Genomic DNA, 24,085 nt, shown 5'->3' on the forward strand with positions numbered 1-24,085 from the left:
GGTTGGTAACCTCAGTATGAAAATCGAAGCAGAATCATAGAATAAACAACAGAATCAAAGACCTTCTTATGCGAAGCCACTTGCGCCTGCTTACCTGCTTACTACCGCTGCTCTTGGCATTGCTGGCTTCTACGGCGGTGTTGGGGCAGTCGGGGATGCGGGTGGCGGTGCCGCTGACGGACAATTGGCGCACGGTGGCCGACGACAAGAACCAGCAAGCCTTCGACGGCTTCGAGAAGCCTGATTTCAACGACAAAAGCTGGCAAACTGTGGCGGTGCCCCACAATTGGGATGCCTATGAAGGCTACCGGCGCCTGCGCCACGGCAACCGCCACGGCTACGCCTGGTACCGCAAAACCTTCCCGATGAAGGCTGCCCAAAAGGACGCACGGTACTTCCTGTTTTTTGAAGGCGTGGGGTCCTATGCTACGGTGTGGCTGAACGGCCGGCCGGTGGGCACGCATGCCGGGGGCCGGACCACGTTTACTCTGGATGTAACCGAAGCCGTGCTGCTCGATGGCCGCCCCAACGTGTTGGCCGTGCGAGCCGACCATCCGGCTGGCATCCAGGATTTGCCGTGGGTGTGCGGCGGCTGCTCCGAGGAAAGAGGTTTCTCGGAAGGCTCACAGCCGATGGGTATTTTCCGGCCGGTGCAGTTGATTGTCACCGATCCGGTGCGGATTGAGCCGTTTGGTGTGCACATCTGGGCCGATTCCACCGTGTCGGCGCAGGCGGCGCAACTGCACGTGGATTCGGAAGTGCGCAACTATCACGGCAAGCAGCAGACCGTGATGGTGGTTAATCAGCTGTTTGATCGGGAGGGCAAGAAGGTTGCGGAAAGCAAATCCAAGCATAAGCTGGCGGCAGGCAAGACCGTGCAGGTTCGGCAGTTGCTGCCGACGCTCACGCAGCCGCATTTGTGGTCGTTGGATGACCCGTATCTGTACCGGCTCGTGACGCAAGTGCATGCGAAAGGAAAGGTGCTGGACGAGTTGGAAACGCCGTACGGGATTCGCTGGATTAGTTGGCCGATTGGACCGGCCGCGGCCAAGCACAAGCAGTTTCTGCTGAATGACAAGCCCGTTTTCATCAACGGCATTGCCGAATACGAGCACCTGCTCGGCCAAAGCCACGCCTTTGGGGCCGAGCAGATCCGGACGCGGGTAGAGCAAATGAAAGCCGCCGGATTCAATGCCTTCCGCGACGCGCACCAACCCCACAACCTGCGCTACCAAGCCAATTGGGATTCATTGGGCTTGCTCTGGTGGCCGCAACTGGCCGCCCACGTGTGGTACGATAACCCGGCATTCCGCCAGAACTTCAAAACCCTGCTCGTTGATTGGGTGAAGGAGCGGCGCAACAGCCCGTCCATCGTGCTGTGGGGGCTGGAAAACGAAAGCACGTTGCCCGAAGACTTTGCCCGCGAATGCACCGCCCTCATCCGCCAGCTTGACCCCACAGCCTCCAGTCAGCGCAAAGTCACGACTTGCAATGGCGGTAAGGGCACCGATTGGGATGTACCCCAAAACTGGACCGGCACCTACGGCGGCGACCCTAACACCTACGCCGCCGACGTGGAGCGGCAGGTGCTCATTGGGGAGTACGGCGCCTGGCGCACCCTCGATCTGCACTCCGAAGGCCCCCCAAAATTCAACAGCGGCCCGTTCAGCGAAGACCGTTTCACGCAGCTTATGGAGCTGAAAGTGCGCCTCGCGGAAGCGGCCAAAGACAAAACTGCTGGTCATTTCTTCTGGCTGTTCACCTCCCACGACAATCCCGGCCGGGTGCAAGGCGGGGAGGGCCAGCGCGAACTAGACCGCATCGGCCCGGTGAACTACAAGGGTTTGCTGACGCCTTGGGAAGAGCCGACGGATGCGTTTTACATGTTCCGCGCCAACTACGCCCCCAAGGACAAGGAGCCCATAGTCTACATTGCCTCGCACACCTGGCCCGACCGGTGGCTGAAACCGGGGCGCAAAGACAGCATTGCGGTGTACTCAAACTGCGACGAAGTGGAGCTGTTCAACGACGTGAATGCCGCTTCGCTGGGCCGCAAAACCCGCGCCGGCATCGGCACCCATTTCCAGTGGGATGGGGCCGACGTGCGCTACAACGTGCTATACGCCGTGGGCTACGTGGCCGGCAAGGCCGTGGTCCGCGACTACATCGTGCTCAACCACTTGCCTGAAGCGCCTGGGTTCAAGGCGTTTTTGGCCGAGGCGCAACCTATTACGGCACCGCAGCCAGGCCAGAACTACCTGTACCGGGTGAACTGCGGTGGGCCGGCGTACGTGGACCGCCACGGCAGCACCTGGCAAGCCGACCAGCCGCGCACCACTCCCCAAACCTGGGGTTCCGAGTCGTGGACGCAGGACTTCCCGGGCTTGTCGCCATTCTTCGCCAGCCAGCGCCGCACCCACGACCCCATCAAAGGCACCACCGACTGGCCACTGTTCCAGAGCTTCCGCTACGGCCGCGAGAAGTTGCGCTACTTCTTCCCGGTGCCTAATGGCGAATACCTGGTGGAACTGTACTTCGTGGAGCCTTGGCTTGGCACTGGCGGCGGGCTCGACTGCACCGGCTGGCGCTTGTTCGACGTGGCCGTTAACAACCTGACGGTACTCAAGGACCTGGACATTTGGAAGGAAGCGGGCCACGACCAAGCCCTGAAAAAGACGGTGAAAGTGCGCGTGACAGACGGGCAGCTCGTCGTGTCGTTTCCGCACGTAGCATCCGGGCAGGCCCTGATTTCCGGCATTGCCATTGCCAGCACCGACGCCAATGCGAAGCCCGCGCCCGCCCCGCAACCAGTCATCAGCAGCCTAACCGTAGCCGACCAAGCCCCGGCGGCGCAATGGGCAGCCCAAACCTGGCTGGATACGGGCAACTCTCCCTACACCAACGACCAAACCATGTTCAGCAGCCTGCCTTCCGCCTTGTACGGCGCCGAGTGGCTGCGTGCGCCGCTACTCCTAGCTTCCACAACCAAGCCTCGCGCTACCTTCAAGGTAACCACCGCGGCCGACGTGTACATCGGTCTAGATGCCAAGCAAAGCACCGCACCCGCTTGGCTGCGAGAATACGAGGACACCAAAACCACGCTGGAAATCAGCTACGCGGGTGGCCGAACGTTCCGGGTGTACCGCAAGCGGTTTCCTGCCGGCGCTGCCGTCACGCTCGGCCCCGATAGCCGCGCCACTACCCCGGACGCTTTGCCTTACCTCGGGGCCGTCAACCGGGCTACCACCATCGAGCCGGCCTACGACTTGAAGCCCGTAACTGGCTACAAGCCGGCTACGGCCCGTTTGTCGGGGGCAGGGGTGGTGAAAGACGTGGTGCACGAAAAGGAAAGTGTCACGTTCAAGGAAGCCGCCGGCGGGGCCGTGGAATGGACCATCAGCGTAGGCGTCGCCGATACGTATTCCCTGACTTTGCGCTACGCCAACCAGTTAGCCAAACCGCTGAAAGGCAAGCTTTCCGTGGCCCTGGCCGATGGCACGGTGCTCAAGGAAGAAGAGGTAGAACTGGTGCCTTCCAAACCCGGCAAGTGGAATTACCTGGCTAGCTCCACCGGCTCGATGATCAACGCGGGCAGCTACAAGATCAAATTCAGCGGCACCGATGCCGCCGGGCTCAGCGTATCGGGGTTGGAAGTGCAATAAAACCCGGAAAAATCTAGGGAAGCGAAGATGCTACAATAGGAAGGGAAAATCATACACCAACCCTGTAGCAGGGGCAGGTAAATTTGCTACTGATACTGCTATTGAAGGCTTCAGGCAAGGATTCTCCGCATTTCGACAAATATTGTCCCATGAACAATCTGCGAGTTCTCGACCTGGCCATTATTGCGCTCTACCTCGTGGCTATGATAGCCGTGGGGGTGTATTTCGCCCGCAAAAACAAGAATCCTGAACAATACTCCAGTGCCTCCGGCTCTATTCCGGGCTGGGCCATTGGCATGTCCATCTACGCTACTTTCCTGAGTAGCAACACCTTCTTGGGCGTGCCGGGCAAGGCGTTCGGTACCAACTGGAATGCCTTTGTGTTCAGTATCTCGATGCCGCTGGCGGCGTGGGTAGCGGCCCGCTATTTCGTGCCGTTCTACCGCAGCACCGGCGAAATTTCGGCCTATACGCACCTCGAAAAGCGTTTCGGGAGCTGGGCCCGTACCTACGCCGTGGTGTGTTTTCTGCTGACGCAACTAGCCCGCATCGGCTCTATCTTCTTCGGCATTGCCCTCACGTTGCAGGCCCTGACGGGCTTCTCGATGGAGATGATTATGCTGGTGACGGGCATTTGCATCATCGTATACACCGTGCTCGGCGGCATTGAGGCCGTTATCTGGACCGAGGTGGTGCAGGGCGTCATCAAGACCTTCGGCGCGCTGCTGATTCTGTATCTGATTGTCGAGAACATGCCGGGTGGCATCGCCAACATTGGCACCATCGGGCAGCAAAACGACAAGTTCAGCTTGGGTGGTTTCGCACCCGATTTCACCCAATCCACGTTTTGGGTGGTGTTGCTGTACGGCTTCTTTATCAACCTCAACAACTTCGGGGTCGACCAGAACTATGTGCAGCGCTACCACACGGCGGCGTCGGCCAAGCAGGCTGCCAAATCCATTTGGCTATGCGTGCTGCTGTACCTGCCGGCCTCGCTGCTGTTCTTCGTTATCGGCACGGCGCTGTTTGCTTACTACCAAGTGCACCCCGAGCTGATTGAGGCCGTGAAGCTGAAAGTGGCTGCCGAGCGGTTGCCGCTCACTGCCACCGCGGCCCAAATAAGCCAGACGGCCGCGCAACTGCTGCCCACCGACTACGGCGACAAGGTGATGCCGCATTTCATGGTCATCAAGATTCCACCGGGTTTCGTCGGGCTCATTGTGTCGGCTATCCTGTCGGCGGCCATGAGCACCATCAGCTCCGGGATGAATGCCTCGGCCACTGTTTTCACTGCCGACATCTACGAGCGGTATTTCAAGCCCAACCTCAGCGGCCGGCAAACCATGCGCGTGCTGCACCTCGGCACGGTGGTGGTCGGGCTGATGGGCATGGGCACCGGCATTGCCATGATTGGGGTGAAGAGTGTGCTGGATGTGTGGTGGGAGCTGTCGGGGATTTTTGCGGCGGGCATGCTCGGCTTGTTTCTGCTGGCCGTCATCAGTCGCCAAACCCGCAACCACGAAGCCCTCACCGCTACTGCCATTGGCGTGCTGGTCATTCTCTGGATGACGTTTTCGCCCAACCTACCCGAGAGCTTCGGCCCGCTCCGTAACCCGCTGCACAAAAGCATGATTATCGTGGTCGGTACGCTGACTATCTTTTTGATTGGACTACTGCTTTCCCGGCTCCGTAAAAGCCCGATGGTAGCCAGCCGGCCCGAGGAAATCGAGCAGCCCGTCCACTAAGTGCCCACTTGCTAACCTGATAGGCCCCGCGTGGCCCCACTACCGGACAAGTCGTCTACCCCAACCATGGAAAAAACGCCGAAGGGATTTATCCCCGTTATGCTTATGCCCTTTCAGAACGACGGGCAAATCGATTATCCGGCCCTTACTCGCCTGACAGAATTGTACTTAGAAGCCGGCGCCGCTGGTTTATTCGCCAATTGCTTGTCCAGCGAAATGTTCGAGCTGAGCGCGCAAGAACGGCTTGAAACCATCCGCCACGTGGTGGATGTGGTGGGCGCCGCCGTGCCCGTGGTAGCTACCGGCACCTTCGCCGGCGCCCTCAACGAGCAAGCCGATTTCGTGAAGAAAGTGTACGACGCTGGCACCGAAGCCGTCATCGTCATCACCGGCCTGCTAGCCGCCGAGCAAGAGTCGGACGCGGTGTTCGACGAGCGAATCTTCCGGCTCTTAGACTGGACGCCGGGCATTCCTATCGGCTTCTACGAGTGTCCCGAGCCATACAAACGCGTGCTGTCAGCCAAGCAGCTCGGGCAGTTCGTGGACACGGGCCGCGTGACCTACCACAAAGACACCTGCCTAGATATCAGGCAAGTACAGGCCAAACTTGCGGCTGTGGAAGGCCACCCTTTCGGTTTGTATGATGCCTATATGGGTCACGCGGTGGAGTCGTTGCGGGCCGGCGCGGCGGGATTGTCGTGCATCCAAGGCAACTTCTTCCCTGAACTGATTGTGTGGCTCTGCAACAACTACGACAACCCCCAAGCCGCGGCGGAAGTAGACGCGGTGCAGCAGTTCTTTATCAAGAACATGGACGTGATGCACAACGTGTATCCCATCGTGGCAAAGTACTCGCTCAAGCAGCGGGGCATGGATATTTCCACCTTTACCCGCCGTCGAGTAGGCACCTTCACCAGCTCGATTCGGCAGGGCGTGGAAGCTCTCTGCGGGGACTACAACGTCCTGAGCAGAAGCCTGGAACTAGTGTAAAAGGGGCACTGGTGTGAGAGGAAAAAGGCCATTATGCTGAGCACAGCTCACGCATAATGGCCTTTTTACGTTGGGTTGCTTACGCTGCGGCCAACTCTTTGTAGCTGTGCAGGTACTTCTTCTTGTATTCGAGCGGTGTCATTTTGGTGATCTTCTTGAAGTGCCGATAGAAGTTGGACACGTTGTTGAAGCCGCACTCAAAGCAGATTACCTCGGTGGGTAGCTTGTCCTCGATGAGCAGGCGGCAAGACTGGCTGATGCGAATCTCGATGAGGAAATCGTAGTAGGTTTTCTTGGTTATCAGTTTGAAGTACCGACAGAAAGAAGTCACGCTCAGGTTGCTGATAGAGGCAATTTCTTCGAGCGTGATTTCCTTTTTGTAGTTGGACAGTGTGTAGTTGCACACCTTATTGATGCGCTGCACATCCGACTCGTTGCTTTGCTTGAAGGCGTGGTGCTCCGAGGCAATCGTCTCGATTTCCGTCGTCTCCGACAGGATTTTCAGGATGGACAGGAAGATGATGATGCGGTCGAGGTCGGTGGCGTGCACGGCGGCCAGCATCAGGGGCGCCAGCCGGGCCTTGGCGTCGCCGCTGAGGATGAGGCCACTTTTCGCCTTCTCGAACAGCTTGGGAATCAAATACGCTTCGGGCAAACCTAGCAGATAACGGCCTAGGCATTCGGGCAGAAACTGGATAACCACAGCTTCCACTTCCAGCTCCGGATTGCACTGAAAATACTCTTCGTTGCAACGCCACGTGTGGGGCAGGTTGGCGCCTAGCAGAATAATCTCGCCCGCCGAAAAGTTGCTGATGTTGTCGCCTACCAAGCGCACCCCTTCCCCCCGAATCACATAGTGCAGTTCAAGCTCCGGGTGATAATGCCAGATGGTACCAAAGTTGGGCTTCCGGTCGTGGCGGATGCTGAAGGAACTCTGGTTGTTAACTGGAATTTTGTGAAAGTGGGCTTTCATGGGAAGGAAAGGTAAGAGTGGAAGGTAGAGCAATAAGTAACTGGCTACATAGCAGCCTCAGCAACCAGCTTATTCTAGGATCTTATCCTGGCATCAAATACCTGGAACCGATGCAAAAGCAAGGGCGGAAGTGGGGGAATTGCCACTAATATATTTTACGCTATCGATTGCACTCTCCTGTAGTCTACTGCCTGAATCGGTTGCGATACCTGAAATACTAGAATATTACGGGCCAACGCTGCCCAGCGCAAACCTTTGCGTGGCTGCGCCAAGCAAGGTCAGGATTCCCGTGATACCGGCGGCATGATAACATCCTATACTAAGTAGCTAATAATCGCTAGAGACCCCGCCTCAACTGCTAGCATATTTGTAGAGGAAGTCTTTCCTGCCTTCGCTGCCCTTTTGCCTTGCGAAAACAACCGCGGAATTCGTTGCAGTTGCTTTTCAGGTAGGGCGCCGAGCAGCCACCAAAATAAGTTGCCCGGCAGGTAAGAGCTTGTTTAACTGCATCTTCTACTCTTTAATTAGCAGCAAGCGTGAATCTCGTTTCCTCAAAGCAAGTGTTGTTAATCGCCAGCGGTGATTTGCGACTCGCGGCCAACCAGAATTGCTGGGCAGCGCAGTACGCCATGGAAGGACAGCTCGGTGCCGCCATTGCGCGCCAAGGCTGGTCGGTGAAGCGGGCCCACACCTACGACTTAGAAAAGCAGCACGGCTTCATCGACTCGCAGAAGATGGGCATGGAGGTGTTCCGCAACATTGACCCGCAGCAGCCGCTGATCGTGGCCGAAAGCGTGTGGCAGTACTCGCACCACGTACTGGCCGGCCTCACCACGCACCAAGGCCCCATCCTGACGGTGGCCAACTGGAGCGGGCAATGGCCCGGCCTAGTGGGCATGCTGAACCTAAACGGCTGCCTCACCAAAGCCGGCGTGGCCTACAGCACCTTGTGGAGCGAAGATTTCACCGACCCTTTCTTTGAAAGCAGCTTGCAGCAATGGCTGACCGAGGGCCGCATCACCCACGACCATAGCCACGTCAAGAGTTTTTCCGGCGTGAGTTTGCCTTCCGCTGATGAGGTGATCGGCCGCACGTTTGGGCAGAAGTTCCGGCAAAACAAAGCCATCATGGGCGTTTTCGATGAAGGCTGCATGGGCATGTACAACGCCATTGTGCCCGACGAACTGCTGCACCCCACCGGCGTATTTAAGGAGCGCCTCAGCCAAGCCACGCTCTACGCCGCCATGCGCGACGTAACCGACAGCGAAGCCCACGCCGTGCTCAATTGGCTGCTAGCCAAAGGCATGAAGTTCGCTTGGGGCACCAACGAAGAAACCCAGCTCACCCGCGCCCAGACCCTGGAGCAGTGCAAGATGTACATTGCCGCCGTGCGCATTGCCGCCGAATTCGGCTGCGACACCATCGGGATTCAGTACCAGCAGGGCCTCAAGGACTTGACAGTCGCCAGTGACCTGGTAGAAGGGCTGCTCAACAACACCGACCGGCCGCCCGTCTTTTCCAAAACCGGTGAGGAACTGTACGCCGGCCAGGCGCTGCCCCACTTCAACGAAGTAGACGAGTGCGCCGGCCTCGACGCCCTGCTCACCTACCGCTTGTGGAACGAGCTGGGCTTGTCAGGCGAAACCACGCTGCACGATTTGCGCTGGGGACAATCGTTTGATACGGGTGCTGGTGAGGAGTTTGTGTGGGTGTTCCTGATTTCGGGTGCTGCGCCACCAGCGCACTTTATTGGGGGCTATGAAGGGGCCGTTAGTGAGCGGCAGCCGCCCATGTATTTCCGCTTGGGCGGGGGCAGCCTGAAGGGCATCAGTCGGCCGGGTTCTTTGGTTTGGAGCCGGATCTACGTGATGAACAACAAGCTGCACTGCGACTTAGGCGTGGGCGAAGCCGTGGCGCTGCCCGCTGCCGAAACCGAGCGCCGTTGGCAGGAAACCACGCCGGAGTGGCCGATTATGCACACCGTACTCCGGGGCGTGAGCCGCAACCAGATGATGGCGCGCCACAAAGCCAACCACATCCAAGTGGTGTACACCCCCTACGAAGCCAAGGCGCATCAGGCCTGCCGCATCAAGGCGGCGGCCCTCGCCGAGCTGGGCGTGGAAGTGCACTTCTGCGGAGAAGTGGCCGGCATTACCACCCCAGCCAAGCAGGCACAAGCCGTGTTGCCCGGCTAAGCTTTTGTAATAACCTCACACCTATGATCTCCCCGTTTCCAAATTCCCATTTCTATGAAGTCATTTATTCCCATTCTGGCAGCCTCCACGCTGCTGGTTAGCGCTGCGCAGGCGCAAACCCGTTCCATCACGGGCCAAGTGCTTGGTGGTGACAAGGCCGAAGCGCTGCCCGGCGTGACGGTGCTAGTCAAGGGTACTACCAACGGCAGTAGTACCGATACGGAAGGCCGCTTCACGCTGCAAGTTTCCGACAAGCAGGACGTTACGTTGGTCGTTTCTTACTTGGGCTATAAGAGCCAGGAACTAATAGTAAAGCCCGACCAAACCCGACTGGAAGTGCGCCTGTCGCCGGAGTCGGCGGCGCTCGACGACGTAGTGGTGATTGGCTACGGTTCGGTGCGCAAGCGCGACCTGACGGGAGCAGTGGTGTCGGTGAAAGGGGAGGAAGTAACCAAGCTGCCCGTCACGACGATAACCGAGGCCTTGCAAGGCAAGATTCCGGGCGCGGATATCACCCGAAACAACGGGTACGCGGGGCAAGGTTCTTCGATCCGCATCCGGGGCAACCGCTCTATTGCCAACCCTGGCTCCTCCAACAACGTGCTCTACATTGTGGATGGAGTGCAGAACGTTAACGCCTCCGACATCGATCCGAACGATGTGCAAAGCATTGAGGTGCTGAAGGATGCCTCCTCGACGGCCATTTACGGTTCGCGGGGCGCTAACGGGGTTATCATTATCACTACCAAGCGCGGCAGCACCGGCAAGCCCAAAATCAACTTCAACGCCTACTCTGGTGTCACCAAAGTGGCCGGCTACGGGGAGTACATGAGCGGGCAACAGTGGATAGACTTCCGCCGCGAGGCCTTCCGCGCCGCCGGCACCTGGAACAGCCCCGCCGACGACGCGGTAGCCTTCAACCCCGCGCAGCGGGAAGCCATTGCGAACGAGCAATACTTGGACTGGCCCGACCAGGTGCTGCACAACGGCATGCAGCAAAATTACCAGGTGGGCCTTTCGGGTGGTTCCGAGAATACCAAGGTGTACTTTTCGCTGGGCTACTACGACGAGAAAGGTTTGCTGAAGCTGGACCGTTTCAAGCGGTATACCACCCGCGCCAACATCGACCAAACGGTGAACAAGTGGCTGAAAGTGGGTGTGCAGAGCCAGTTGGCTTACATCAACAACGACATCCGCCGCGACCCGCTCAACCTGGCCTCGCAGGCCGTTCCGCTGGGGCGCGTGTACGACGACGAGGGCAAACTTTTCTATAACCTGCTGGGTGGCACCCAAATCAACCCGCTGGCCGACGAGCAGCCCGGGGCTTACCAGCGCAACACCAAAACCAACCGCCTCACGGCCGCGGCCTACGTGGAGCTGACGCCTCTTGAGGGCTTGAGCTTGCGCTCCACTTTCGCGGCCAACTACGCCACATCGGAGGCCGGCAACTTCTACGGCCGCAACACCATTGATGGGCGCGGCGCCAACTCGCAGTCTTCGATTACCAACAACCAAAGCCGCAACTTGAGCTGGGAAAACGTGCTGACGTACCGCAAGGACATCGGCGACCATTCGCTCACGCTCACCGGGGTAGCCAGCGACCTGATTTTCAATACCACCAACAGCTTTGCGGGCGGCAACAACCAAGTGCTGCCCTCGCAGTCGTTCTACAATATTGGTGCGGCCAACCAGAACCCCTTCTACGGCAGTGGCTTTTCGCGCAACAATCTGGTTTCCTTTGCCGGCCGTATCAATTACAGCTGGAAGGGGCGCTACCTGCTGACGTTTACCAACCGCGCCGACGGTTCTTCCAAGCTGGCGCCGGGCAACAAGTGGGCCTACTTCCCCTCGGCGGCCGTCGGCTGGCGCATCATTGAGGAGTCGTTTATGCAAAACCAGAAGTTCCTGACCGAGCTGAAACTGCGCGGTAGCTACGGGGTGTCGGGCAACGACGGAATTGCTGCGTACGCCACGCAAAACTCGCTGACGAATACTTCCTTTTCCTTTACCGACGCCAACGCCGCGCCGACCTACACGATTTCGCCTCTTATTGGCAACGCCGATCTTGGCTGGGAAAAAACCTATACCACCGACATCGGGGTGGACTTTGGGTTGTTCGACAACCGCCTGACCGGCACCGTCGACTACTACGACGCGCAGACCAAAGATTTGATTTTCCCGTACACGTTGCCCGCGTTTACGGGCGTGGCCACGGTAAACCGCAACATCGGTCGCACCCGCAACAAGGGCGTGGAGGTGTCGTTGACTTCGCAGAACCTACGCGGCGACAACTTTACGTGGTCGACTACCCTGACCTACGCTCGCAACAAGGAAACCATTGTGGAACTGCCGACCGGCGACGTCATTGCCACCGATTACCGCAATTCGCTCATTGTGGGGCAGCCCGCCCAAGTGTACTATGACTACAAAAAGATTGGTATCTGGCAGCTAGGCGAGGAAACCGAAGCCGCGCAGTATGGCACGCCAGGGCAGTTTCTGCCCGGCGACATCAAAGTGGCCGACCTTTCGGGCCCGGATGGTGTACCCGACGGTAAAATTACGGCTGCCGACCGCACGGTTATCGGCTCGCGGGTGCCCAAGTGGACCGGCGGCCTGAGCAACGACGTGCGCTACAAGAACTTCGATTTGAACGTGTTGCTGGTGGCCCGCGTGGGCCAGTGGATCAGCTCCGACTATTACGCCAAATACAGCCGCAGCGGCAACAACAACGGGGCCATAGTAGATTACTGGACGCCCGAAAACCCCACCAACGAGTACCCGCGTCCGCACGCTACCCGCACCCTGAGCTACATTACCACCCTCACCGAGCGGGAGGCTTCGTGGGCCAAAGTGCGCAACGTGACCCTGGGCTATACCCTGCCGAAGAGCCTAGTAAGCAAGGGCAAAATCGACAATGTTCGGGTGTATGTGTCGGGCCGCAACCTTTACACCTTCAGCAACTTAGACGACTTTGACCCGGAAGGAGAAGGAGTTGTTGACCAGCCACTGAACCGCGCCTACGTGGTGGGCCTGAATGTGGGCTTCTAATTCGACCAGACCATCATGCACAACAAAATCCGCCCCCTAACTTTCGCTCTGTTGGCTCTGGCTGCTTCCGCCTGCCAAGAGCAACTCGAAGAATTCAACCCTAGCGGTGCCACCGCCGAGGCCGTGTTTACCACCCCCGAAGGCTTTGAAACCGCTATCAACGGCGCTTATACCTACAACCGCAACATCTACGGCAAGGAGTCGGGCTACGCGCTGCTGGAAATGGGCACCGATATCTGGACCAATGCCAACGACAACGACGCCACCGCCGTGGCCGGCGTACGCCCGCAGCCCTCGTTGATGAGCTATCAGGGCCTGAACACCGACAACCTGTGGGTGAGAGGCAACCTGTGGCAGCCCTGCTACGCGGGCATCAACCTGGTCAATCAGGCCTTGAAGTCCATCAACACGGCCGGCCTGAGCACCGCGCGGCGTGCTTCAGCCGAGGCCGAGCTGCGCTTCATGCGGGCCTGGTACTACTACCATTTGGTGGAAAGCTTCGGGCCGGTGCCGCTGCGCCTAGAGCCCACCGAAGGGGTGGTGGCTACGGCTACCCGCGCCTCGGTAGAAGAGGTGTACGCCCAGATTCTGGCTGATGTGGACTTCGCCGTGGCCAACCTGCCCGTGGCGCTGGCGCAGTATCCGGCCCCAGTCACCGCCAACGACTACGGCCGCATCACGCGGCCCGCGGCCGAGGCGTTTGCGGCCAAGGCGTATCTGTCGAGCGGGCAGTACCAGAAGGCAGCCAACTTCGCCCGCAAGGTCACTACGACGTATTCGGGGCAGGGCATCCGGCTCGTAACCAACTACGCCGACCTCTGGAACATCAACAACCAGCGCAATACGGAAGTACTGTGGGCGGTGAACTACTCCACCAACCTGACCTTCAACGCGGGTAGCAACACCGGCCACCAATGGTTCCTGATGAAGTACGACGACCAGCCCGGTATGACGCGCGACGTGGCCAACGGTCTGCCCGGCGTACGCTACATGCCGACGCGCTTCCTGCTCGACCTCTACAACGAACAAAACGACGCGCGGTATCTAGGCTCATTCAAGCAAGCCTGGATTGCCAACAACGCCACCAATATTCCTCGTTGGTCGGCGGCTGAGGTAGCCCAGAATGCGGCCTTGGCGCCGTTGCTGAACCAGCCCAAGTTCGCCGTCGGCGACACCGCCGTATTTGCCACCAAGCGCAGCATCGATGACTTCCAGCAGCGCTTCACGCGCCGCTACCGCTACAAGGTGTACGATATTGACGACCTCTACAGCGCCAACGGCACTTTGAAGGGCGAGCGGCGCTATTACCCCTCGCTGCGCAAGTTCGACGACCCAACCCGGGCCACGGCCACCGTGACGGAAAGCGCCCGCGACGCCTTTATGCTGCGTTTGGGCGACATCGTCCTCATCGGGGCTGAAGCGCAGGTGCGCCTCGGCAAAGCTGATTCGGCCGCTTACTACGTGAACCTGGTGCGCACCCGCGCCGCCCTACCCGGCCGCACTGCCGCCATGCAAGTCAACGCCAACCAGATGACCCTGGATTTTGTGCTCGACGAGCGGGCCCGCGAACTGGCCGGCGAGCAGGTACGCTGGCTGGATTTGAAACGCACCGGCAAGCTCACCGAACGGGTTCGCCTCTACAACCCCGATGCCCGCACCAGCATCCAGGATTTCCACACGCTACGCCCCATTCCGCAGAGCGACATCGACGCCGTAACCAACAAAGCCGAGTTCCAGCAGAATCCAGGGTACTAAGGGAAAGGATTGTCATGCAGAGCATTCTGCGCATCAAGCAGAGACGAAGCATCTCGCGTGCTGACTCAACAATAGTAACCAGACATCAGCACGCGAGATGCTTCGTCTCTGCTTGATGCGCAGATAAAAGCACCACTCACTATTATGAACAAGCGCCTTCTTTTCCTTTCCGCTCTTGCTGCTACGGCGTCTGCCCGGCCTGTGCTGGCGCAGTACCCTACCATTCCGCCTGACGTAGAAGCCAAGGCCGAAGCGGCGCTGAACGAGGCTAAGAAACGCTCGGATGAAGCCTGGAAAAAGGCGTTACCCATCATCGAGCAGGACGCCAAAGCCGGCAAGCCCTACGTGCCGTGGGCCGCGCAGCCTTCCGATTTGCCGCAAGCCAAGATTCCGGCTTTTGCGGGGGCGGAAGGGGGCGGAGCCTACTCGTTTGGCGGGCGCGGCGGCAAGGTCTACGTGGTAACCACGCTGGCCGATAGTGGCCCCGGCTCGTTGCGCGAAGCCTGCGAGCAGGGTGGGGCGCGCATCGTGGTGTTCAACGTGGCCGGCATCATCAAGCTGCAAAGCCCTATCATTATCCGGGCGCCCTACATCACGCTGGCCGGCCAGACGGCGCCTGGCGACGGGGTGTGCATCGCCGGCGAATCTATCTGGTTGAACACCCACGACGTGGTGGTGCGCTACCTGAGGTTTCGGCGTGGGGCCACGGAAGTAGGGCGGCGCGATGATGCGCTGGGTGGCAACCCGGTGGGCAACATCATGATTGACCACGTGTCGGCGAGTTGGGGGCTGGATGAGAACATGTCGATGTACCGGCACGTGTACGACAACCCGCAAACCGGCAAGGCCGACAAGCTGCCGACCGTGAACGTGACCATTCAGAATTCCATCTTCTCGGAGGCGCTGGATACGTACAATCACTCTTTCGGCAGCACGATTGGGGGGCTGAATAGTGCTTTTGTGCGCAACCTGTGGGCCAACAACATCAGCCGCAACCCCTCGGTGGGCATGTACGGCGACTTTGGTTTCGCCAACAACGTGGTGTTCAACTGGTGGAACCGCTCGGCCGACGGCGGCGACAACCGCTCGATGTACAACTTCGTCAACAACTACTACAAGCCCGGCCCCATCACGCCCCTCGACAAGCCTATCAGCTTCCGCATCCTCAAGCCCGAAGCCAGCCGCGACAAGCAGATTGGGCTGGTGTTCGGCAAGGCGTACGTGGCCGGCAACATCGTGGAAGGCAACGAGAAAATAACCAAAGACAACTGGGCCGGCGGCGTTCAGCTCGAAGATGTGCCCGAGCCCGAGAAAATCCTGGCTAGCATCCGCCAGAACGAGCCGCTGCCGTTGCCGCACGTCACGGTTATACCCGCGCAGGAAGCTTACCAGTACGTACTGGCTAACGTAGGCGCCACTTTGCCGAAGCGCGACGCCGTGGATGCGCGCATTGTGGAAGAAGTGCGCACCGGCAAAATCGTGTACGCCAAAGACGCGAAGCCGAGCGCCAAAAGCCCCTACATCAAGCGCCGCTTGCCCGATGATTCCTACAAGCAAGGCATCATCACCGACCCCGCGCAAGTAGGCGGCTACCCCACCTACAAAGGCACGCCCTACAAGGATTCCGACAACGACGGCATGCCCGACGCCTGGGAAACCAAGAGCGGCCTCAATCCCAAAAGCGCCGCCGACGCCAGCCTGGACCGCAACAAAGACGGCTACACCAACATCGAAGAGTACCTCGACAGCGTGGTAAAGCTGCAAACCGTCCGCCCGGAAACCAGCAAAAGCAAGTCCTGAGCTAGCCACATCATTTAGAGAACGTCATGCAGAGCGTAGCATCTTGCGGGCTGATGTTGCAACACCACTAGAACGTGATGCTGAGTGGTGTTGCAACGTCAGCCCGCGAGATGCTTCGGCTTTGTTGCACTGCACTCAGCATGCCAACTGACCTAATGAGTAGGCTCAAGTAAGAAAGTAGTTGCCAATCAAATGACTATACCCATTCGCCTTTCTTCTGCGCTGTTGCTGTTACTCATGGCCTTTGCGCCGGCCATTGAGTTGACGGGCAAGCTGAAAGTAGCCCCTAACGGCCGGTACTTGGCTACCGAAGCCGGTAAGCCGTTCTTCTGGCTCGGCGACACCGGCTGGCTGCTCTTCAACAAGCTCAAGCGTGAAGAAGCGGAAACCTACCTCGAAGACCGGCGCAAAAAAGGATTCAACGTCATTCAGGTGATGGTGCTGCACCAAGTGCCGAGCGTGAACGTGTACGGCGACTCGGCGCTGGTGCGCGGCAATGTGGCCCAGCCGCTGCTCACGACAGGCAGCACCCCCACCGACGCCGCGCAGTACGACTTCTGGGACCATGTCGATTACATCATCGACCTAGCCGCCAAGAAAGGGCTGTACATGGGCCTCGTGCCGGTGTGGGGCACCAACGTGAAGGCCGGCAAGGTCAATCAGCAGCAAGCCAAAACCTACGCCACTTTCCTAGCGCAACGCTATAAGAACCGGCCCAACATCATCTGGCTGAACGGCGGCGACATTGCCGGCTCGGACTCTCTGAAAGTCTGGAACGTCATCGGCACCACCCTCAAAGCCGTTGACCCCAACCACTTGGTGACCTACCACCCACGTGGCCGCACGCAGTCGTCGGACTGGTTTCATCAGGCTAAGTGGTTGGATTTCAACATGTACCAGTCGGGGCACCGGCGCTATGAGCAGGACACTTCGCGCAACGAGAAAAAGCTCTACGGCGAAGACAACTGGCGCTACCAACTAGTAGACAACAAGCTGACGCCCACTAAGCCTTCTATAGACGGCGAGCCATCGTACGAAGGCATTCCGCAGGGTTTGCACGACATCACGCAGCCCCGCTGGAACGACGCCGACGTGCGCCGCTACGGCTACTGGTCGGTGTTTGCGGGCGCCTTTGGCTACACCTACGGGCAAAACTCGGTGATGCAGATGCACAGTTCGTTTGACAAGGGCAGCGCCTACGGTTCGTCGGAGTTGTGGTCGTCGGCCATCAACGCGCCAGGGGCCGCGCAGATGGTGCACCTCAAGAACCTAATGCTTTCCCGGCCTTTCTTCGAGCGGGTGCCCGATCAGTCGTTGATTGCCAGCGAAGTAGGGGAGAAATACAATCGGTTGTTTGGTACCCGGGGCAAGAACTACGCTTTCGTCTACACCTACAATGGCCGCAACATAAAGGTGAACCACGGCAAAATCGCGGGGGCTAAGGTGAAAGCCTCCTGGTTCAGTCCGCGCGACGGCAAAACCACCGCCATTGGCACCTTCCCCAACAAAGGCACGCAAGACTTCAACCCGCCCGGTGAGGTGAAAAACGGCAACGATTGGGTGTTGATTCTGGATACAGTATAGCTCTTACTGAAACTGTAAAACGAAAGAACGTCATGCAGAGGCATGTGGCGCATCAAGCCAGGGACCAAAGCATCTCGCGTGCTGACGTTGGTTAGCATCACAACGAAGCGGGAGAGATGCTTCGGCATGCTTAGCATGACATATACTTTGGCAACATCAGTACGCGAGATTCCTCGCAAGCTCGGAATGACGTTGATTTAGATAATGTTCAAACCTAAACCCTTACGCTTTTTACCGCTACTGCTTGGTGCCGCGCTGCTCGCCTCGTGCTCGAAGGACGTGTATATGTTCACGTCGTTTCGGGAGCCGGCTACTGACGGGCTGCGGCTGCTGTATAGCCACGACGGCTACAAGTGGACGGACATGGGCAAGTCTTTTCTGACGCCGCAGGTGGGGCCGAGCAAGCTGATGCGCGACCCATCCATTGCCCGCGGGCCCGACGGCACCTACCACCTCGTGTGGACCTGCGGCTGGAAGGGCGACAAGGGCTTCGGCTACGCCAGTTCCAAGGATTTGGTGCACTGGTCCACGCAACGTTTCATCGACGTAATGGGGCACGAGCCGACCACGGTGAATGTGTGGGCGCCCGAAATTTTCTACGATGCGCCCACCAAGCAGTACCTCATTGTGTGGGCTTCCACCATCCCGTTCCGTTTCCCAAAAGGCATCGAAGAAGAAGACAACAACCACCGGCTCTACTACACTACCACCAAGGACTTTCAGTCGTTTACGCCGGCCAAGCTGTTTATCGACCCCGGTTTCAGCTCGATTGACGCCGTGGTAGTGCAGCGCGCCGCCAAGGACTACGTACTAGTAGTGAAAGACAACACCCGACCCAACCGCAACATCAAAGTCGCCTTCGGACCGAGCGCGCTCGGGCCGTTTCTGAACGTATCGGAGCCATTCACCGGCAACTTCACCGAAGGCCCGAGTGTGGTGCAACTCCCGCACGACGAGTGGCTGATCTACTATGACGCCTATAAGGAAAAGCGCTACGGCGTGATGAAGACCTCTGATTTCAAGTCGTTCACCGACGTGTCGGCGCAGACCAGCGTGCCGGAAGGGCACAAGCACGGCACCATCTTCTCGGTGCCGCGCAAGACTTTCAAAACCTTGTTGCAGAGCGCCCCCGCCGGGGCGGCCGCCGCAACGTCAACGAGCGGAACTCATGAGTAAGCACATAGCACCTCTCGCGGCTACAGCGTTAACTGTGCTGGGCAGTATTGCTGCCCGCGGACAGGAAACCATCCGCTACACCGGCACCACGCTCAGCAACGTGGACTACCACCACGGCCAGCTGCGGCCGGCCATCGGGACGCACACCCGGCAGGTGCTGCGCGCCAACCGCGAGCAGCCAAGCGCCGCCAACGGGGAGGGGTGGACCTACAACCACGCCCCCATGCTGGCGTACTGGAACGGGCAGTTCTACCTGCAATACCTCAGCAACCCGGTGGGCGAGCATATTCCGCCGGGCCGCACGCTGCTGCTCACCTCCAAGGACGGCGAAACCTGGACCAACCCCACGGTGATTTTTCCGCCCTACAAAATCCCGGACGGCGTTACCAAACCCGACCAGCCGGGCAAGGTCGCCAAGGACTTGGTGGCCGTGATGCACCAGCGGGTGGGCTTCTACGTGTCCAAGAAAAACCGGCTCCTGACGCTCGGCTACTACGGTATTGCCCTCGATGCCAAAGACGACCCGAACGACGGCCAAGGCATCGGGCGGGTGGTGCGCGAGGTGCTGCCCAACGGCAAATTCGGCCCAATTTACTTTCTGCGAAACAACAAGACCTGGGACAAGTCGAAGTCCACGTACCCGTTCTACACCAGCAGCAAAGACAAGAGCTTTGTAGCGGCCTGCGAGGAAATTCTGGCCTCGCCGCTGATGATGCAGCAGATGGTGGAAGAGCAGGACCGGGACGACCCGTTGATTCCGCTCAAAAAAGAATACAAAGCCTTCAGCTACTACCACCTCCCCGACAACCGCGTGGTGGGCCTCTGGAAGCATGCCCTCACCACCATCAGCCCCGACAGCGGCAAGACCTGGCCCAACCCGGTCATCCGAGCGCCGAAATTCGTGAACAGCAACGCCAAGATTTGGGGCCAGCGCACCTCCGATGGGCGCTACGCCACGGTGTACAATCCCTCGGAATTCCGCTGGCCGCTCGGCATTTCCACCAGTGAAAACGGGCTGGACTACTCAGATTTGTGGCTGGTGCACGGCGAAATCACGCCCATGCGCTACGGCGGCAACTACAAGTCGTACGGCCCGCAGTACGTGCGCGGCATCCTGGAAGGCAATGGCACGCCCCCCGACAAGAAAATGTGGCTGACCTACAGCGTCAACAAAGAAGATATCTGGATTGCCTCTGTGCCCGTGCCCGTGCGCGCCAAAACCGAAACGCAGGCCAACGAGGTATTTGCGCAGCTGCCCGCCGGGCAGGAACTCGTGAACTGGAACACCTACAGCTTGGTGCAAGCGCCAGTGGAAATCGGTAAGCTGCCGGATGGTACGAAAGGCTTGGTGTTCAAAGATTCCGACAAGTTCGATTACGCTAAAGCCGAGCGTGTCATTCCGGAAGCCAAGAAAGTGGTGGCCGAGTTTTCGGTGGTGCCCGCCCAGAACGATAAGGGCCTGCTGCAAATCGAGTTTCAAGACGGCAAAGGCACGCCGGCTGTGCAACTCACCTTCGATGCCGAGGGCAACTTCCGCCACAAAGCCGGGGCCCGCTTCAAGAACATCACCAAGTACCAAGCCGGCCAGCAGTACGACGTGCGCGTCTCCCTCGACGCCGATGCCCGGTCCTTCACGGTGTCTATCAACGGCAAGCCCTCCGGTACCTACATCTTCTTCGCGCCGGTAGCTTCCTTCGAGCGGATCATGTTCCGCACCGGCGAAGCCCGCCACTTCCCCACGCCCGACACCCCCGCCGACCAAACCTATGATCTACCCCAAGCCGGCGAATCGGACCCGTTGGCCACTTTCTACCTCAAGTCGCTGAAAACAAGCATACCAGATGCCGCAACCGGCTCCGCCGCGAAAGGCCTAGGGTCTAACTAGACAAGACGACAACGCAAACAGAACGTCCTGCTCTATCAAATAGACGCCTGTCGAAGCAACTGGTTTGCTGGCGTTTATCAATGTGTACGTCATGCTGAGCACAGCCACAGCATGCTGCCTGCTGACTATGCCAAAGTAACTGTCGTGCTGAGCGGAGCCGAAGGCGCAGTCGAAGCATCTCGCCAGTGTGGTAAACCCTTGTTACTGCAACGGTTCGAGCAAGATGCTTCGGCAAGCTCAGCATGACAATAGTGTTGCAATGTCATCTGTGCAATGGCGGCACGCATGATGCTTCACTTCGCTCAGCATGACAATACCTTCTTTAGCATCAGCATGCGAAATGCTTCGGCTGTGCTTCTGCATGACGAACGAGTTCGTGATTTGATCTTCGCTTACCCAATTCCATCCCAATGTCCATCACTTCTACTGCGTCTAAGTTCGTTGCGCTGCTGCTCTTGCTGCTGCCTTTCACTCAGTTGCATGCACAGGGCACCGAAACGATGTTCCTGTCTGGTACCGACAAAGACCACACGAAGAAGTGGAAATTCTACTGCACCGCCGGGCGCAATTCCGGCAAGTGGACCACTATTCCGGTGCCCTCGAATTGGGAGTTGCAGGGCTTTGGCAAGTACAACTACGGCCACGATAAGGACACTGCGCGCGGCAAGGAAAAGGGCCTCTACAAGTACCAGTTCAAAGTGCCCGCCAGCTGGAAGGGCAAGACGGTGAACATCGTGTTCGATGGCTCCATGACCGATACCGAGGTGAAAATCAACGGCCAGTCGGCGGGGGCGGTGCACCAGGGCTCGTACTACCGTTTCAAGTACGACATCACCAAACTGCTGCAATACGGCAAAACCAACTTGCTCGAAGCCAACGTGTCCAAGCATTCCGCCAACGAATCGGTAAACGATGCCGAGCGGCGCGGCGACTTCTGGCTGTTCGGCGGCATCTTCCGGCCGGTGTTCTTGGAGGCGCTGCCCGCCACGCATATCAACCGCGTGGCCGTGGACGCCAAGGCCGACGGCTCGTTCAAGGCCGACGTGTACGTGAACGGAACATCCGCTGATGAAGTAATAGGCCAACTCTACACGCTCGATGGGCAGAAAGCCGGCGGTGAGTTCAAAGCCACCGTAGCCGGGGGCGCGGCCACGCGCCTGCAAACCACCTTAACCTCGCCGAAACTCTGGACGCCAGAAGCTCCCAACTTGTACCGCGTAGCCTTCACACTTCGCAAGGCCGGTCAACCTATGCACACCCTCGACAAGCGCGTGGGCTTCCGCACGGTGGAGCTGCGCGAGCGGGAAGGCTTCTACGTGAACGGCACCAAAATCAAGTTCAAAGGTGTGTGCCGGCACTCGTTCTGGCCCACCTCGGGCCGCACCACCAGCAAGGCGCTCAGCATCACGGACGTGAACCTGATGAAGGACATGAACATGAACGCCGTGCGCATGTCGCACTACCCGCCCGACGACCATTTCCTGGCCGCCTGCGACTCGTTGGGCCTTTTCGTGCTCGATGAAGTAGCCGGCTGGCACGGCAACTACGACACGCTCACCGGCACCAAGCTCACCGAGGAAATGGTAGTGAAAGACGAAACTCACCCCAGCATTGTGGTGTGGGTGAACGGCAACGAAGGCGGCCACAACTTCGACCTGGACCCCGTCCTCGACCGGATGGACCTGCAAAAGCGCCCCATTATTCATGCTTGGCAGGTGTTCCGCGGCACCGATACGCAGCACTACATCAACTACGATTACGGCAACGGGACCCACCTCAACGGCCACAACGTGGTGTTCCCCACTGAGTTCCTGCACGGCCTCTACGACGGCGGCCACGGCGCCGGCCTGCAAGACTATTGGGAGCAGATGTGGGCGCACCCCCTTTCGGCTGGTGGTTTTCTGTGGGACTTCTCCGACGCCGGCGTAGTTCGCGCCGACAAGGGCGGCATCCTCGACACCGACGGCAACCACGGCGCCGACGGCATCCTCGGCCCGTACCGCGAGAAGGAGGGGAGCTACTATACCATCAAGGAAGTATGGTCGCCGGTGTTCTTCGAGCGCCGCGAAATCACGCCCACTTTCGACGGCTCATTCCGGGTGCAAAACCGTTTCCACTTCACCAACCTCAACCAGTGCAAGTTCACCTGGAAGCTCACCCAACTACCCGGCCCCGGTAGCAAGGCCGTGCCCGTTACCAAAACCGGTACCGTGGCGGCACCGTCAGTGACGCCGAACGGCACCTACGGTACTCTGCAACTCGCCTTGCCCACCGACTGGCAGCAGCACGACGTACTCTACATCACGGCCCAAGACCCGGCCGGCCGCGAAATCTACACCTGGAGCTGGCCCATTGCCCGCCCCGCCGCGGTGGCGCAGCAACTCATCCGCACCGAAGGCCCCAGCGCAGCCAAGCTCACCGAAACCGACTCTTCGTATACTGTAGCCGCCAACGGCGTGGAGCTGACGTTCAGCCGCAAATCCGGCTTGCTGCGGCAGGTGCGCAACGCCAAGGGCATCATCCCGCTCACCAACGGCCCGGTACTGGCCGAGGGCGAAACGGCTTTCGAGGGCCTCAGCCAACGGCAGGACGGCCAGAACGTGGTCATCGAAGCCAAGTTCAACAAAATCAGCCGCTACCAGTCGTTGCAGTGGACGGTGTACCCCTCGGGTTGGGTGCGCATGAGTGCCAAGTACTTCCCTAAAGACTATGATTTTGCCCTGGCCGGCCTGAGCTTCACCTACCCCGAAAAAGAGGTGCGCGGTGCCCAATGGCGCGGCGACGGGCCCTACCGCGTGTGGAAGGACCGCATGAAAGGCACCACCCTCGGCGTGTGGAACAAAGCCTACAACAACACCTCAACCGGCGAAACGGAAGGCACCCGCGGCCCCGAGTACCCTGAGTTCAAGGGCTACTACTCCAATTTCTACTGGCTCACCTTTCAAACCACCGGTCAGCCCTTCACCATCGTCTGCGACCAGGAAGACGTGTACTTGCGCCTGTTCACGCCGCGCTTCTCGGCCACGCCCTACAACACGGCCCCGGCTTTTCCGAGCGGCAGCATCTCCTTTATGCACGGCATCACGCCCATCGGCACCAAGTCGCAGAAAGCTGAAAACATGGGCCCGATGGGCAAAACCAATATGTACTACGACTACAGCAAAGACCCATCCTACGCCAAGGAAATCACCCTCTACTTCGATTTTACCGGCCAGCAGGCCACCCCGGCGGCAGTAGGCAAGCGGTAAGGAATGTATAGCTCGAATGCAGCA

At 59.0% G+C, this 24,085-nt stretch carries 12 protein-coding genes; 11 read left to right on the forward strand and 1 reads right to left on the reverse strand.

Going from position 1 to position 24,085, the window contains the following annotated elements:
• Nucleotides 1-68: 68 nt before the first annotated feature.
• From ACFE7X_RS00740 to ACFE7X_RS00750, 3 genes are all read left to right on the forward strand, one after another.
• The gene (locus tag ACFE7X_RS00740; protein ID WP_375433734.1) at nt 69-3,662 is read left to right on the forward strand and encodes a malectin domain-containing carbohydrate-binding protein; all 3,594 of its coding nucleotides are present in this window, start codon (nt 69-71) and stop codon (nt 3,660-3,662) included.
• 149 nt (nt 3,663-3,811) lie between these two features.
• A complete protein-coding gene (locus ACFE7X_RS00745) occupies nt 3,812-5,407 on the forward strand; it encodes a sodium:solute symporter (protein WP_375433735.1) in 1,596 nt (531 codons plus the stop codon).
• 66 nt (nt 5,408-5,473) lie between these two features.
• Nucleotides 5,474-6,397: a dihydrodipicolinate synthase family protein gene (locus ACFE7X_RS00750; RefSeq protein WP_375433736.1), complete on the forward strand. Its 924-nt coding sequence runs from the start codon at nt 5,474-5,476 to the stop codon at nt 6,395-6,397.
• 79 nt (nt 6,398-6,476) lie between these two features.
• On the opposite strand, the gene ACFE7X_RS00755 is transcribed toward ACFE7X_RS00750, so the two are convergent.
• A complete protein-coding gene (locus tag ACFE7X_RS00755) occupies nt 6,477-7,370 on the reverse strand; it encodes an AraC family transcriptional regulator (protein ID WP_375433737.1) in 894 nt (297 codons plus the stop codon).
• Between the two features lie 560 nt (nt 7,371-7,930).
• Here ACFE7X_RS00755 and ACFE7X_RS00760 point away from each other — a divergent pair.
• The 8 genes from ACFE7X_RS00760 (at nt 7,931) to ACFE7X_RS00795 (ending at nt 24,061) form a co-directional block, all read left to right on the forward strand.
• Complete coding sequence (locus ACFE7X_RS00760) at nt 7,931-9,565, forward strand: fucose isomerase (protein WP_375433738.1); 1,635 nt, start codon at nt 7,931-7,933, stop codon at nt 9,563-9,565.
• Between the two features lie 54 nt (nt 9,566-9,619).
• A complete protein-coding gene (locus tag ACFE7X_RS00765) occupies nt 9,620-12,613 on the forward strand; it encodes a SusC/RagA family TonB-linked outer membrane protein (protein WP_375433739.1) in 2,994 nt (997 codons plus the stop codon).
• Between the two features lie 15 nt (nt 12,614-12,628).
• Nucleotides 12,629-14,368: a RagB/SusD family nutrient uptake outer membrane protein gene (locus ACFE7X_RS00770; protein WP_375433740.1), complete on the forward strand. Its 1,740-nt coding sequence runs from the start codon at nt 12,629-12,631 to the stop codon at nt 14,366-14,368.
• A gap of 144 nt (nt 14,369-14,512) precedes the next feature.
• Nucleotides 14,513-16,168 carry a polysaccharide lyase family 1 protein gene (locus ACFE7X_RS00775; RefSeq protein ID WP_375433741.1) on the forward strand — a complete coding sequence of 552 codons (1,656 nt, stop codon included), beginning with the start codon at nt 14,513-14,515 and terminating at the stop codon, nt 16,166-16,168.
• Nucleotides 16,169-16,360: 192 nt separating this feature from the next.
• Entirely contained in the window at nt 16,361-17,752 is a 1,392-nt protein-coding gene (locus ACFE7X_RS00780) for a glycoside hydrolase family 140 protein (protein WP_375433742.1), read from the forward strand.
• Nucleotides 17,753-17,956: 204 nt separating this feature from the next.
• Nucleotides 17,957-18,928 carry a glycoside hydrolase family 43 protein gene (locus ACFE7X_RS00785; RefSeq protein ID WP_375433743.1) on the forward strand — a complete coding sequence of 324 codons (972 nt, stop codon included), beginning with the start codon at nt 17,957-17,959 and terminating at the stop codon, nt 18,926-18,928.
• Nucleotides 18,921-20,813, forward strand: coding sequence for a six-hairpin glycosidase (locus ACFE7X_RS00790; protein ID WP_375433744.1), 1,893 nt, complete (start codon nt 18,921-18,923; stop codon nt 20,811-20,813). Before ACFE7X_RS00785 ends, ACFE7X_RS00790 begins: the two co-directional genes overlap by 8 nt.
• A gap of 410 nt (nt 20,814-21,223) precedes the next feature.
• On the forward strand, nt 21,224-24,061 hold the full coding sequence (locus ACFE7X_RS00795) for a glycoside hydrolase family 2 TIM barrel-domain containing protein (protein ID WP_375433745.1): 2,838 nt from the start codon (nt 21,224-21,226) through the stop codon (nt 24,059-24,061).
• Nucleotides 24,062-24,085: the final 24 nt, after the last annotated feature.

Source organism: uncultured Hymenobacter sp., assembly GCF_964242765.1.
GTDB lineage: Bacteria > Bacteroidota > Bacteroidia > Cytophagales > Hymenobacteraceae > Hymenobacter.

Bases quoted from the DNA above. Each gene is read 5' to 3' on its own strand.
- ACFE7X_RS00750 (WP_375433736.1), top strand. From the start codon at position 5,474: ATGGAAAAAACGCCGAAGGGATTTATCCCCGTTATGCTTATGCCCTTT.
- ACFE7X_RS00790 (WP_375433744.1), top strand. From the start codon at position 18,921: ATGAGTAAGCACATAGCACCTCTCGCGGCTACAGCGTTAACTGTGCTG.
- ACFE7X_RS00755 (WP_375433737.1), bottom strand. From the start codon at position 7,370: ATGAAAGCCCACTTTCACAAAATTCCAGTTAACAACCAGAGTTCCTTC.
- ACFE7X_RS00780 (WP_375433742.1), top strand. From the start codon at position 16,361: ATGACTATACCCATTCGCCTTTCTTCTGCGCTGTTGCTGTTACTCATG.
- ACFE7X_RS00770 (WP_375433740.1), top strand. From the start codon at position 12,629: ATGCACAACAAAATCCGCCCCCTAACTTTCGCTCTGTTGGCTCTGGCT.
- ACFE7X_RS00745 (WP_375433735.1), top strand. From the start codon at position 3,812: ATGAACAATCTGCGAGTTCTCGACCTGGCCATTATTGCGCTCTACCTC.
- ACFE7X_RS00785 (WP_375433743.1), top strand. From the start codon at position 17,957: ATGTTCAAACCTAAACCCTTACGCTTTTTACCGCTACTGCTTGGTGCC.
- ACFE7X_RS00775 (WP_375433741.1), top strand. From the start codon at position 14,513: ATGAACAAGCGCCTTCTTTTCCTTTCCGCTCTTGCTGCTACGGCGTCT.
- ACFE7X_RS00795 (WP_375433745.1), top strand. From the start codon at position 21,224: ATGTCCATCACTTCTACTGCGTCTAAGTTCGTTGCGCTGCTGCTCTTG.
- ACFE7X_RS00765 (WP_375433739.1), top strand. From the start codon at position 9,620: ATGAAGTCATTTATTCCCATTCTGGCAGCCTCCACGCTGCTGGTTAGC.
- ACFE7X_RS00740 (WP_375433734.1), top strand. From the start codon at position 69: ATGCGAAGCCACTTGCGCCTGCTTACCTGCTTACTACCGCTGCTCTTG.